Origin of the sequence: Streptomyces roseirectus (assembly GCF_014489635.1) — a bacterium.
Lineage (GTDB): Bacteria > Actinomycetota > Actinomycetes > Streptomycetales > Streptomycetaceae > Streptomyces > Streptomyces roseirectus.
This window is the reverse complement of record NZ_CP060828.1, coordinates 2,087,793-2,100,424: the sequence shown is the minus strand read 5'-3', so window position 1 is coordinate 2,100,424 and position 12,632 is coordinate 2,087,793. Positions and strand designations below refer to the sequence as shown.

Sequence of the window (12,632 nt, the reverse complement as noted above, 5' to 3'; positions counted from 1 at the left end):
CTCTCACCGCAGCGGAGGACGACGGCCCCCTACACACATCGGGGTCGCACCCGGCCCCTCTCAGGGGCGCGCCGCCCTGACCGGCGGCGATGGCACCCTAGGGTGACCCCATGACGACGGGTGAACCCTTGACGACGACGTACGCCGCCCTCCTGCGCGGCATCAACGTGGGCGGCCACCGCAGGCTCCCCATGGCCGACCTGCGCGCCCTCCTGGAGACCCTGGGCCACGGCGCCGTCCGCACCCATCTCCAGAGCGGCCAGGCCGTGTTCAGCGCGGACCACGGCGACGAGACCTCCCTCGCCGCCGAGTTGGAGGCGGCGATCGAGAAGCACTTCGGCTTCACCGTCGACGTCGTCGTCCGCGACCATGCCTACCTCGCGTCGGTCGTCGAGGAATGCCCGTTCCCGGCAGGCGAGTTGGAGCCGAAGCAGCTCCACGTCACCTACTTCTCCGCCCCCGTCGACGCCGAACGCTTCGCCGGGATCGACCAACCCGCCCTCCTCCCCGAGGAGTTCCGCCTCGGCGACCGCGCCCTCTACCTCTACGCCCCCGACGGCCTCGGCCGCTCCAAGCTCGCCGAACAGCTCGCCCGGCCCCGCGTGACGAAGGGCCTGATCGCCACCACCCGCAACTGGAACACGGTGACGAAACTCGCCGAACTCACCTCACAGGGCTAGCAGTTCCCCCTCCGACAGCCGCAGCTCACCGGCGTCCAGGTTCTCCTCCAGGTGCGCGAGCGTGCCCGTCCCCGGCGTCGGGCAGAGCACCGGGGACCGGTGCAGCAGCCAGGCCAGCGCGACCTGGCCCGCGCTCACCCCGTGCGCGGCGGCCAGGCGCGCGCAGGCCGGGTCGGTGAGGAGGGCGCCGTCGCCCAGCGGGAACCACGGCAGGAAGGCGATCCCGCGTTCCTCACACACCGTCAGCAGCGCCTCGGAGGACCGGTCCCGCAGGTGGTACCGGTTCTGGACGGACGCGATCGACGTCAACTCCAAGGCGTCCAGAAGCTGTTCCGGCGTCACCGTGTCGAGGCCGATCAGCCGGATCTTCCCCTCGGCCCTCAACTCGTCGAGCACGCCGAGCTGTTCGGCGAGCGGGACGCTCGGGTCGAGCCGGTGCAGCTGGTACAGGTCGATGCGGTCGGTCCGCAGCCGGCGCAGGCTCGCCTCGCACATCTCCCGCAGCCGCTCCGGCCGCCCGTCGACGTGCCAGGCGCTGTCGCTCGTCCGCACCACCCCGCCCTTGGTCGCGATCACCAGCCCGGCCGGGTACGGCCACAGCGCCTCGGCGATCAACTCCTCGGCTACGCACGGCCCGTAGTTGTCAGCCGTGTCGATCAGCGTCACCCCGCGCTCCACGGCCCGCCGCAGCACGGCGACGGCGTCCCGGGCGTCCCCGCGCGGCCCCCAGTAGCCGGGCCCGGTGAGCTGGGCGGTGCCGAAACCGAGGCGGCGGACGGGGCAGTTCACCGCCGAGTGCGAACGTCTTCTCAAAGGTCACCCGCGAGACCCTACGCTCGTCCCATGCGCTACATCATCATCGGAGCAGGAGCGGTCGGCGGCACGATCGGCGGGCGGCTCGCGGGCGCCGGCCGGGACGTCGTCCTGGTCGCGCGCGGCGCGCACCACGCGGCGCTGAAGGAGCACGGGCTGCGACTGCACGTCCCCGAGGGCGAGTTGACCTGTCGGCTGCCGGTCGTCGACGGCCCCGGAGCGCTCGGCGAGCTGCGCGCCGACGACGTGCTGGTCCTCGCCGTCAAGACGCAGGACAGCGAGGCCGCCCTCGCCGCGTGGGGCCCGGCGCCGGTCGCCGGGGGCGGGACGGCGGCGGACCGGCTCCCCCTGCTGTGCGCGCAGAACGGCGTGGAGAGCCAACGCCTCGCGCTGCGCCGGTTCGCCCGCGTGTACGGCGTCTGCGTCTGGCTGCCGTCCGCCCACGTCGAACCCGGCGTGGTCTCCGCCGCCGGCTCCCCGCTCACCGGCATCCTCCACCTCGGCCGCTACCCGCACGGCACGGACGCCACCGCCCACCGCATCGCCGAAGACCTGGAGGCGGCGAAGTTCGAGGCGCCCGTCGTCCCCGACGTCACCCGCTGGCAGTACGCGAAACTCCTCACCAACCTCGGCAACGCCCTTGAGGCGGTGGCCGGTTCGGACGGCGCGGCGGCCCTGTGGGAGCAGGTGCGGGCGGAGGGCGAGGCGGTGCTGAAGGCGGCGGGGATCGAGTACACGGGCGCCGACGAGGAGAGGGCCCTGCGCGGCGACAAGATCACCCTCCGCCCGCTGCCCGGCGCCCCGCGCGGCGGCGGCTCCTCCTGGCAGTCCCTCGCGCGCGGCACCGGCAGCATCGAGGCCGACTACCTCAACGGCGAGATCGCCCTCCTCGGCCGCCTCCACGGCGTCCCGACCCCGCTGAACTCCCTCCTCCAGCGCCTCGCCAACGAGTTCGCCCGCGCACGCCGCCCGGCCGGATCGCTGCCGGTCGAGGAGCTGCTGAGGCTCGCGGACGACGCTGTCGCGTTTGTTCAAGAAGGCGGGGCGGACCGCGCCTAGCGTGGCCCGTATGACGAACGACAGCCATGCCCACCTCGTCGAATGCGCCGCCGAGGCCGCCCGGATCGCCCACGGCGTCCCGGCGGCCCGGCTCGGCGACCCCACCCCCTGCACCGGCTGGGACCTGCGCACCCTGGTCAACCACTGGGTCCTCTACACCTCCCACGGCCTGGAGCACCGCGCCCTGCGCACCCAGCTCCCCGGGAAACTCACGGAAACCGATTTCACCGCCGACCCCGACTGGGCCGACGCCTACGCCGCCCAACTGGACCGCGCGCTGGCCGCCTGGTCCGACCCCGCCGCCTGGGAGGGCGAGATCGACCTGGGCTACGCCACCCTGCCCGCGACCGACCTGGCTGGCCTCCTGATCAAGGAGACCGCCGTACACGGCTGGGACGTCGCGACCGCCACTGGCCAGGAGTTCCACGTCTCCGAGGGGACCGCCGCCCTGGTCCTGGACGTGGTGCTCAGGCACGCCGACCTCTACCGCCAGTACGACGGTTTCGCCGCGCCCGTCGAACTCCCCTACGACGCCCCGGTGTTCGCCCGCGCGCTGGCCGCCAGCGGGCGCGACCCGAGGATCGGCTGAGCCCCGCGCGCCTCGTCGTACCGGCGCAGCAGCAGCCGCGCCACCTCGGGCGCCGGGCCGAGGACGTCGGCGAGGACGTCCGCGCCGGCCGCCCCGCGCGCGATGCGGTCGGGGAGGAACCCGGGCGCGAGGACGTACGGTGCGACGGCGACGCGGCGGCAGCCGAGGTCGCGCAGCTCCCGTACCGCGTCCTCGGTGCGGGGCAGGGAGGCGGAGGCGAACGCGGGCCGCACGGCACACCAGCCGGTGTGCCACCACTCCCGCGCGATGTCGGCGATCACCGCGATCGCCTCCGGGTCGGTGGACCCCGCCGAGGCCAGCACGACCCCGGTCGAGGACTTGTCGGCGGGCGTCAACCCCGCCTGGGCCAGGCGGCGTTCGAGCGCCGTGAGCAGCAGCGGCGAGGGCCCGAGGACCGCCGCCTGCCGGATCCGCAGGGCGCCCGGCGCGTCCGCGAGGACGGCCGGGATGTCCGCCTTGGCGTGGAAGGCCCGCGTCAGCAGCAGCGGCAACGCCACCACGTCACGCACCCCTTCCGCCGCCAGTGACTCCAACACCTCAGGGACGGAAGGGGAGTTGAAGTCGAGGAAGCCGGTCTCCACGCGCAGCCCCCGCCGCAGCGACCGCACCCGCCGCACCAGGGCGTGCACGGTCGCCGCGTGCCGGGGGTCACGGCTGCCGTGGGCGACCACCAGAAGGACGGGGCGAACCGGCTTACGGAACACGGCGGCTCAGCTCTTCACCAGCAGGCCGCGACCGCGCAGCACCCGCCGCTCCAGCGGGCTGAAGATCAGCAGGTCGATCGCGATGCCGACGAACAGGATGAGGATGATCGCCTCGAACACCATCGCCATGGAGTTCGCGTTGCGCCCGAACTCCAGCAACGCGCCGAGCCCCAGGCCCAGATCGGGCGAGGACGCGATGATCTCGGCGGCCATCAGCGAGCGCCACGAGAACGCCCAGCCCTGCTTCAGGCCCGCGAGATACCCGGGCAGCGCGGCCGGCATGACGATGTGCCAGGCCCCCTTGACGCCGGTCGCGCCCAGTGTGCGGCCCGCGCGCAGGAACAGCGGCGGCACCTGGTCGATGCCGGACACCAGGCCGTTGGCGATGGACGGCACCGCGCCCAGCAGGATCACCGCGTACATCATCGAGTTGTTCAGCCCGAGCCAGATCACCGCCGGCGGCACCCACGCCACCGACGGCAGCGACTGGAGCCCCGACAGGATCGGCCCGATCGCCGCCCGCACGAACTTCACGCGGGCCACCAGCAGCCCCAGCGGGGTCCCGATGGCGAGCGCCATGAGGAAGCCCAGCAGACCGCGCGAGACGCTGGTCCAGATGTAGCCCAGCAGTTCGCCCTGGAGCCAGGCGTCCTTGAACTCGGCGGCGACGTCGCCCGGGGAGGGCAGTTTCACCGGGTCGTCGACGATCCCGAAGCTGATCAGGGCCTGCCAGACCACCAGCACGACCACGATCGCGGTGACCGGCGGCAGCACCTTGGTGCGCAGGGTCGTCGTCCACGGGACGCGCCCGGTGACCTGGGTCTCCAGCGCGTCGAGGCCGGCCTCGACACCGCCCGGGGCCGGAGCGGGCTTCGTCTCACTGCTGGCCATGGCGGCTGATCTCCCCACGCAGTACTTCGGTGATCTCCAGGGACAGTTCGGCCACCGGGGCGTCCTCGATGCGGCGCGGCTGCGGGATGTCCACGGTCCACTCGCGGGCCACCCGGCCGGGCCGCGACGACAGCAGCACGACGCGCTGCGCGAGCCGCACCGCCTCGCGCACGTTGTGCGTGACGAACAGCACCGACAGGCCCGTCTCGGCCCAGATCCGGGTCAGTTCGTCGTGCAGGACGTCCCGTGTGATGGCGTCGAGCGCGGCGAACGGCTCGTCCATCAGCAGCAGCCGGCTGTCCTGGGCGAGCGCGCGCGCCAGCGCCACCCGCTGGCGCATCCCGCCGGACAGTTCGTGGACGCGCTTGCCGTACGAGCCCTTCAGCCGCACCAGTTCGAGCAGTTCCTCGGCCCTGGGGCGCCGCTCCGGCTTGGGAACTCCCCCCAGTTTCAGGGCGAGTTCGATGTTCTTGCCCGCGGTCAGCCATGGGAACAGGGCGTGTTCCTGGAACATCAGGGACGGCCGCCCGTCCGTGGCGATGGTCCCGGCGGACGGCTCGTCGAGCCCGGCCACGAGGTTGAGCAGGGTCGACTTGCCGCAGCCGGAGGCCCCCAGGAGGGTGACGAACTCGCCCGGCGCGACGTCGAGCGTGATGTCGTCCAGGACGAGCTGCGAGCCCGCGGGTCCGGTGAAGGACTTCGAGACGTGCTGGATCCGTGCGGCGTGCTCCACCGACTCGGCCCCTTCGGCCGCCTTGGCGAGGGCAGTGGCCATGGTCGTCACCTCCTGGGAGTGTCGGGTTACTTGACGCCGAGACCGGCGTCGTCGACCGGGCTCGCGCCCTCGGCCTTGAGGACCTTGTTCAGCAGCGTCAGGTCGTAGATGCCGTCGAGCTTCGGCTTGGTGAGCAGGCCCGCCTTGACCGCGTGCGCCGCCTGGGCGTCGAGGGTGGCGGCCAGCGGGTCGTCGATGAACTGGATGGACTTCCACGCCGGGTCGAGGACCTTCGCCGGGAGCGCCTTGCCGGAGTCCTCGGCGAGCCGGGCGTTGGCGACGGCCTTCGCCTGGTCCGGGTTGGCGTTGATCCACTTGTTCGTCTCGACGGACGCCTTCAGGACCGCCTCGACGGCCGCCGGGTGCTCCTTCAGGAAGTCCTGGCGCACGATGATGTTCGTGATGACGAACTTCTTGTCCGGCCACAGCGACGCCTCGTCGAGCAGCACCTTCGCGCCCTCGGCGACCAGCTTCGACGCGGTCGGCTCCGGCACCCACGCGCCGTCGATGGAACCGGACTTGTAGGCGTCCGGGGTGATCTTGTTGTCGGTGCGGACGACGGAGACGTCACCCTTGCCGCTCTTCGCGTCGACCTTCCAGCCCTGCTCGGCGATCCAGTTGAGGAACGCCACGTCCTGCGTGTTGCCGGCCTGCGGGGTCGCGATCTTCTTGCCCTTGACGTCCGCCAGGGTCTTGATCTTCGCCGGGTTCACCACCAGCTTCACGCCGCCCGACGCCGACCCCCCGACGATCCGCAGGTTGGTGCCGTTCGAGGCGGTGTAGCCGTTGATCGAGGGGGAGGGGCCGATCCAGCCGATGTCGATCGACTTCGCGTTCAGCGCCTCGATCTCCGAGGGGCCCGCGTTGAACGTCGCGTACTCGGCCTTGGTCGCGCCGAGCGCCTTCTGGAAGAAGCCCTGCTGACGGCCCACCAGCGCCGTGCCATGGGTGAGGTTGCCGAAGTAGCCGATCTTGACGGAGTCCAGTCCGTCGGTCTTCTGCGCGCCGGCGGCGACCTTCTGCTCGGCGGAGGTGTCCTTGGACTCGGAGCCGTAGCCGCAGGCGGCCAGGGTGAACAGGGGGAGCGCGGCGGCCACCGCGAGACCGCGGCGCGGAAGCGGGGAGGAGGCAGGCACGGGAGGGTTTCCTCTCGTTGGCCCGGCGGTCACGGTCTCTCAGGCCGTGGCCGGGAGTTCGGCAGTGGGTTTTCGTCGGTGACGGGACGTCCGGTGGGGGGACAGGGCGCGCGAGCGGTGCGCGTACGTCAGCGCGCACATCGGGCCACCCCGCCCTGCCCGCTGCCGAGGGCGCCGCTGCCGACCCGGCCGCCCTCCTTCGCGAACGTCGAGTAGAAGTCGGTCCGAGTCATCGTCAGAAGTCCCAACCGTCGTCGTCCGACGCGTCCTTGACGGGCTCCGGGGCGGCGAAGGACTCGCCGACCATGCCGGCCGTCAGCGTGGTGCCGTCGGCCGGGTCGATCAGGATGAACGAGCCGGTGCGGCGCGAGTCGGCGTACGAGTCGACGGGCAGCGGCTCGGCCGTGCGGATCTTCACCCGGCCGATGTCGTTGGCGACGAGCTGTCCCGGGTGCGGGTGCAGGGACAGGTCGTCGAGTGTGAGCCGGGACGGGATGTCCTTGACGATCGCCTTCACCGTGCGTGTGCCGTGCTTGATCAGGACGCGGTGCCCGACCGTCAGCGGCTGGTCCGCGACGTGGCAGACGGTCGCCTCGACGTCCTGTGTCGTCGCCGGGGCGTCCTTGCTCGGCACGATCAGGTCGCCGCGCGACACGTCGATGTCGTCCTCCAGGAGGACCGTCACCGACTGCGTCGTCCACGCCTCCTCGACCGGCACGCCCAGCAGGTCGATCCCCGCGATCCGCGAGGCGCGCCCCGACGGCAGGACGGTGACGGCCTCGCCGACCCGGAACGAACCGGCGGCGATCTGGCCCGCGTAGCCCCGGTAGTCGGGGTGCTCGGCGGTCTGCGGCCGGATCACGAACTGCACGGGCAGCCGCGCGTGGCAGTGCGCCAGGTCGTGGGCGACGGGGACGGTCTCCAGGTGTTCGAGGACCGTCGGGCCGCCGTACCAGTCCATGTGCGCCGACGGCTCCACGACGTTGTCGCCGGCCAGCGCCGAGATCGGGATCGCGGTGACCTCGGGGACGCCGAGTTCGAGCGCGTACGCCGTGAATTCCTCGGCGATCGCCGCGAACACGCCCTCCTCGTAGTCGACCAGGTCCATCTTGTTGACGGCGAGGACGACGTGCGGGACGCGCAGCAGGGCCGCGATCGCCGCGTGCCGGCGGGTCTGCTCGACGACGCCGTTGCGGGCGTCGACGAGGATCACCGTCAGCTCGGCCGTGGAGGCACCCGTCACCATGTTGCGGGTGTACTGCACGTGCCCTGGCGTGTCGGCGAGGATGAACCGGCGTGCGGCGGTGGCGAAGTAGCGGTAGGCCACGTCGATCGTGATGCCCTGCTCGCGCTCGGCGCGCAGGCCGTCCGTCAACAGGGCGAGATCCGGGGCCTCTTGGCCGCGTGAGGCCGACGCCCGCTCCACGGCCTCCAGTTGGTCCACGAGGACCGACTTGGAGTCGTGCAGCAGCCGGCCGACGAGGGTCGACTTGCCGTCGTCCACGGAGCCGGCGGTCGCGAACCGCAGCAGCGTCGTCTCCGTGAGCGTGGTCCCGGCGGGAGTCGTGCTGGGGAGTGTCGTGCTCATGGTTAGAAGTACCCCTCGCGCTTGCGGTCCTCCATCGCGGCCTCGGACAGCTTGTCGTCGGCGCGGGTGGCACCTCGTTCCGTCAGCCGGGACGCGGCGATCTCGGCGATGACCGCGTCCAGGGTCGTCGCGTCGGAGTCGACGGCGCCCGTGCAGGACATGTCGCCGACCGTGCGGTAGCGCACCAGCCGCTTCTCGACCTGCTCCGACGCCTTCGGCCCGCCCCACTCGCCGGCCGTCAGCCACATCCCGGACCGCTGGAACACCTCGCGCTCGTGCGCGAAGTAGATCTCCGGCAGCTCGATGCCCTCGCGGGCGATGTACTGCCACACGTCCAGCTCGGTCCAGTTGGACAGCGGGAACACGCGCACGTGCTCGCCGGGCGCGTGCCGGCCGTTGTAGAGGTTCCACAGCTCCGGGCGCTGGCGGCGCGGGTCCCACTGCGAGAACTCGTCCCGCAGCGAGAACACCCGCTCCTTCGCGCGGGCCTTCTCCTCGTCGCGGCGCCCGCCGCCGAACACCGCGTCGAACTTCTCCGCCTGGATCTTCTCCGTCAGCGGCAGCGTCTGGAGCGGGTTGCGGGTCCCGTCGGGCCGTTCCTTGAGGACGCCCCGGTCGATGTAGTCCTGCACCGAGGCGACGTGCAGCCGCAGCCCGTGCCTGGCGACGGCGCGGTCCCGGTAGTCCAGGACCTCGGGGAAGTTGTGCCCGGTGTCGACGTGCAGCAGCGAGAACGGCACCGCCGCCGGGCGGAACGCCTTCAGCGCCAGGTGCAGCATGACGATGGAGTCCTTGCCGCCCGAGAACAGGATCACCGGGTTCTCGAACTCGCCCGCGACCTCGCGGAAGATGTGCACGGCCTCCGATTCGAGGGCGTCCAGATGCGAGAGGGCGTAGGTGCCCCCGGTGGCCGTCGCGACGGTGGTGGTCACACCAGTCCCCTTTCGCTGAGCAGCGCGTACACCGACGCGGCGGACTCCCGCACGGTCTGGTCCTGCGACTCGATCCGCAGATCCGGTGACTCGGGCGCCTCGTACGGGTCGTCGACCCCGGTGAGACCGGTGAGTTCGCCCGCCGCCTGCTTGGCGTACAGGCCCTTCACATCGCGGACGGAGCACACCTCGACCGGCGTCGCCACGTGCACCTCCAGGTACGGCGTCCCGCCCACCTGGTGCCGCTTGCGCACGGCCTCACGGCTGTCCGCGTACGGCGCGATCACCGGGACCAGCGTCTTGACGCCGTTGCGGGAAAGGAGTTCGGCGAGGAAGCCGATGCGCTGCACGTTGGTGTGCCGGTCCTCGCGGCTGAAGCCGAGGCCCGCCGAGATGAACTCGCGGATCTCGTCACCGTCGAGGACTTCGACGGCGTGACCCTCGGCGCGCAGCAGCCCGGCCAGCTCGTAGGCGATGGTGGTCTTGCCGGCACTCGGCAGACCCGTGAGCCAGACGGTGGCTCCGCTCGTCACGTCGGTCTCCTGATTCGTCGTCATCCGTGCAGCCCGCACTCGGTCTTGGCGCGTCCCGCCCAGCGCCCGGCGCGCGCGTCCTCGCCCTCCAGGACCCGGCGGGTACAGGGCTCGCAGCCGACGGACGCGTAGCCGTCCATCAGCAACGGGTTGGTGAGCACGCCGTGCTGAAGGACGTACGCGTCCACGTCGTCCTGCGTCCAGCGGGCGATGGGGGAGACCTTCACCTTGCGGCGCTTGGCGTCCCAGCCGACCACGGGGGTGTTCGCGCGGGTCGGCGACTCGTCGCGGCGCAGGCCGGTCGCCCACGCCTGATACGCCGTCAGTCCCCGCTCCAGCGGCTGGACTTTGCGCAGCTTGCAGCACAAGTCGGGGTCGCGGTCATGGAGTTGGGGGCCGTACTCGGCGTCCTGCTCCGCCACCGTCTGACGGGGCGTCAGGGTGATGACGTTGACGTCCATCACCGCCTCGACGGCGTCCCGGGTGCCGATCGTCTCCGGGAAGTGGTAGCCGGTGTCGAGGAAGACCACGTCCACGCCCTCGCGGACGCGGGAGGCGAGGTGGGCCACCACGGCGTCCTCCATGGAGGAGGTGACGCAGAAGCCGTCACCGAAGGTGTCCACCGCCCACTGAAGGATCTCCAGCGCCGAGGCGTCCTCGAGATCCCGGCCGGCCTGCTCGGCCAGCTCTTTCAACTCGTCGTCGGTGCGCGGTATCTGAGCGGTCGTCATATCTCGTCGCCTCCGTGGTCGGCTCGTCGAAGCCCTCGGGACAGGAGCCCGAGGAACTTCAACTGGAATGCGCGGTTGCACGCCCCGCATTCCCAGGCGCCGTGACCGGCCTCGTTCGGGCGCAGGTCCTCGTCGCCGCAGTAGGGGCAGTAGAAGGGCGCCGCGCGCTCGCTCATGACAGCGCCTCTTCGGACGCCCGTGCCGCCCAGGCCGCGAAGCGCTCGCCGTCCTCGCGCTCGGCCTGGAACCGCTTCAGCACGCGCTCCACGTAGTCGGGCAGCTCCGCCGACGTCACCTTCAGACCGCGCACCTTGCGGCCGAACCCGGCCTGGAGGCCGAGCGCGCCGCCGAGGTGGACCTGGTAGCCCTCGACCTGCTCGCCGTTCTCGTCGGTGACGAGCTGGCCCTTGAGACCGATGTCCGCGACCTGGATCCGGGCGCAGGCGTTCGGGCAGCCGTTGAGGTTGATGGTCAGCGGCTCGTCGAAGTCCGGGAGCCTGCGCTCCAGTTCGTCGATCAGCGAGGCGCCGCGCGCCTTCGTCTCGACGATCGCGATCTTGCAGTACTCGATGCCGGTGCAGGCCATCGTGCCCCGGCGGAACGTGGACGGGCGGGCCTTCAGGTCCAGCGCCTCCAGCGCCTCCACCAGCGACTCGACCTGGTCCTCGGCGACGTCCAGGATGATCATCTTCTGCTCGACGGTGGTCCGCACCCGGCCCGAGCCGTGCGCCTCCGCGAGGTCCGCGATCTTCGCGAGCGTGGTGCCGTCCACACGGCCGACGCGCGGCGCGAAACCGACGTAGAAGGCGCCGTCCTTCTGGCGGTGCACGCCGATGTGGTCGCGCCAGCGCCGCAACGGCTCCGTCGGCGCCGGGCCGTCGGTCAGCTTCCGCTTCAGGTACTCGTCCTCGAGGATCTGGCGGAACTTCTCCGGCCCCCAGTCGGCGACCAGGAACTTCAGCCGGGCGCGGGTGCGCAGCCGGCGGTAGCCGTAGTCGCGGAAGATGCCGACGACGCCGGCCCAGACGTCCGGGACGTCCTGAAGGGGCACCCAGGCGCCGAGGCGGACGCCGATCTTGGGGTTCGTGGAGAGGCCGCCGCCGACCCACAGGTCGAAACCGGGGCCGTGCTCGGGGTGTTCGACGCCGACGAACGCGATGTCGTTGATCTCGTGCACCACGTCGAGCAGCGGCGAGCCCGAGATCGCCGACTTGAACTTCCTCGGCAGGTTCGAGAACTCCTTGTTCCCGATGTACCGCTTGTTGATCTCGTCGATGGCCCAGGAGCCGTCGATGATCTCGTCCTCGGCGATCCCGGCGACCGGCGAGCCGATCACGACGCGGGGGCAGTCGCCGCACGCCTCGGTCGTGGACAGGCCCACGGCCTCCAGGCGGTTCCAGATCTCGGGGACGTCCTCGATGCGGATCCAGTGGTACTGGACGTTCTGCCGGTCCGTCAGGTCGGCGGTGCCGCGCGCGAACTCCTGCGAGATCTCGCCGATCACGCGGAGCTGCCGGGTGGTGAGGCGGCCGCCGTCGATGCGGACGCGCATCATGAAGTACCTGTCGTCCAGCTCCTCCGGCTCCAGGATCGCGGTCTTGCCGCCGTCGATCCCGGGCTTGCGCTGGGTGTAGAGGCCCCACCAGCGCATCCGGCCGCGCAGGTCGTTCGGGTCGATCGAGTCGAAGCCGCGCTTGGAGTAGATCGTCTCAATGCGTGTCCGCACATTGAGACCGTCGTCGTCCTTCTTGAACTGCTCGTTGCCGTTCAGCGGGGTGAAGTGCCCCGCGGCCCACTGGCCCTCGCCGCGGTGACGGCTCACCTTGCGACGGGGCGCTGCGGCGGCAGGGTTCTCCGGGGTGGCGGCCATGGTTATGTACGTCCTTCAAGACAGGCGAATGCGGCTCTGACCTGGGTAATCCCAGCACGTCAGGGGTACGGGCGCAGGACAGACGGAAGGGCGGGACGGCGGCGACGCGGCTCGTCAGCTCGCCGGACAGATGGCGCTGGACATGCGGCAGAGATCGACGTGCCGCCGACTCACCAAGGCAATTCCAGTTCCGGACATGGTGGAAAGCGTGGCACGGCGTTCTGGACACAGTCCAGCTTTATCCGTCATGCGGACACCCTTGTCTCGTCAGGCGAGACAAGGGTGTGTTCGGTCACATGAGCCGCACGGG

14 protein-coding genes and 1 pseudogene are annotated in these 12,632 nt (G+C 71.3%); 3 read left to right on the top strand and 12 right to left on the bottom strand.

The features are described 5' to 3' along the window. Window positions 1-128: 128 nt before the first annotated feature. The gene (locus tag IAG44_RS08620; protein ID WP_187752578.1) at window positions 129-680 is read left to right on the top strand and encodes a DUF1697 domain-containing protein; all 552 of its coding nucleotides are present in this window, start codon (window positions 129-131) and stop codon (window positions 678-680) included. On the opposite strand, the pseudogene IAG44_RS08615 reads toward IAG44_RS08620, so the two are convergent. Next, window positions 669-1,500: pseudogene (locus tag IAG44_RS08615) on the bottom strand (aldo/keto reductase). The gene IAG44_RS08620 and the pseudogene IAG44_RS08615 sit on opposite strands and share 12 nt — an antisense overlap. A gap of 23 nt (window positions 1,501-1,523) precedes the next feature. On the opposite strand from IAG44_RS08615, the gene IAG44_RS08610 reads away from it, so the two are divergent. Next, entirely contained in the window at window positions 1,524-2,552 is a 1,029-nt protein-coding gene (locus tag IAG44_RS08610) for a ketopantoate reductase family protein (RefSeq protein ID WP_187746537.1), read from the top strand. 10 nt (window positions 2,553-2,562) lie between these two features. After that, complete coding sequence (locus tag IAG44_RS08605) at window positions 2,563-3,141, top strand: TIGR03086 family metal-binding protein (protein WP_187746536.1); 579 nt, start codon at window positions 2,563-2,565, stop codon at window positions 3,139-3,141. Here IAG44_RS08605 and IAG44_RS08600 read toward each other — a convergent pair. From IAG44_RS08600 to IAG44_RS44505, 11 genes are all read right to left on the bottom strand, one after another. Next, window positions 3,078-3,866, bottom strand: coding sequence for a sirohydrochlorin chelatase (locus IAG44_RS08600; RefSeq protein WP_187746535.1), 789 nt, complete (start codon window positions 3,864-3,866; stop codon window positions 3,078-3,080). The genes IAG44_RS08605 and IAG44_RS08600 overlap by 64 nt on opposite strands. Window positions 3,867-3,872: 6 nt before the next feature. Continuing rightward, complete coding sequence (locus IAG44_RS08595) at window positions 3,873-4,757, bottom strand: ABC transporter permease (RefSeq protein WP_187746534.1); 885 nt, start codon at window positions 4,755-4,757, stop codon at window positions 3,873-3,875. After that, the gene (locus IAG44_RS08590; protein ID WP_187746533.1) at window positions 4,744-5,532 is read right to left on the bottom strand and encodes an ABC transporter ATP-binding protein; all 789 of its coding nucleotides are present in this window, start codon (window positions 5,530-5,532) and stop codon (window positions 4,744-4,746) included. The genes IAG44_RS08595 and IAG44_RS08590 overlap by 14 nt, the downstream gene beginning before the upstream one ends. A gap of 26 nt (window positions 5,533-5,558) precedes the next feature. Next, window positions 5,559-6,668, bottom strand: coding sequence for an aliphatic sulfonate ABC transporter substrate-binding protein (locus IAG44_RS08585; protein WP_187746532.1), 1,110 nt, complete (start codon window positions 6,666-6,668; stop codon window positions 5,559-5,561). A 235-nt stretch (window positions 6,669-6,903) separates the two neighbouring features. Next, on the bottom strand, window positions 6,904-8,256 hold the full coding sequence (locus tag IAG44_RS08575; RefSeq protein WP_187746530.1) for a sulfate adenylyltransferase subunit 1: 1,353 nt from the start codon (window positions 8,254-8,256) through the stop codon (window positions 6,904-6,906). A 2-nt stretch (window positions 8,257-8,258) separates the two neighbouring features. Further along, window positions 8,259-9,188, bottom strand: coding sequence for a sulfate adenylyltransferase subunit CysD (gene cysD / locus IAG44_RS08570; protein WP_187746529.1), 930 nt, complete (start codon window positions 9,186-9,188; stop codon window positions 8,259-8,261). After that, a complete protein-coding gene (gene cysC / locus IAG44_RS08565; protein WP_187746528.1) occupies window positions 9,185-9,745 on the bottom strand; it encodes an adenylyl-sulfate kinase in 561 nt (186 codons plus the stop codon). The genes cysD and cysC overlap by 4 nt, the downstream gene beginning before the upstream one ends. Next, window positions 9,742-10,452 carry a phosphoadenylyl-sulfate reductase gene (locus IAG44_RS08560; RefSeq protein WP_187746527.1) on the bottom strand — a complete coding sequence of 237 codons (711 nt, stop codon included), beginning with the start codon at window positions 10,450-10,452 and terminating at the stop codon, window positions 9,742-9,744. The genes cysC and IAG44_RS08560 overlap by 4 nt, the downstream gene beginning before the upstream one ends. After that, window positions 10,449-10,628, bottom strand: coding sequence for a hypothetical protein (locus tag IAG44_RS08555; protein ID WP_187746526.1), 180 nt, complete (start codon window positions 10,626-10,628; stop codon window positions 10,449-10,451). Before IAG44_RS08555 ends, IAG44_RS08560 begins: the two co-directional genes overlap by 4 nt. Beyond that, the gene (locus IAG44_RS08550; RefSeq protein WP_187746525.1) at window positions 10,625-12,322 is read right to left on the bottom strand and encodes a nitrite/sulfite reductase; all 1,698 of its coding nucleotides are present in this window, start codon (window positions 12,320-12,322) and stop codon (window positions 10,625-10,627) included. The genes IAG44_RS08555 and IAG44_RS08550 overlap by 4 nt, the downstream gene beginning before the upstream one ends. Before the next feature lie 114 nt (window positions 12,323-12,436). Beyond that, window positions 12,437-12,520, bottom strand: coding sequence for a putative leader peptide (locus IAG44_RS44505; RefSeq protein WP_316944184.1), 84 nt, complete (start codon window positions 12,518-12,520; stop codon window positions 12,437-12,439). Window positions 12,521-12,632 lie beyond the last annotated feature (112 nt).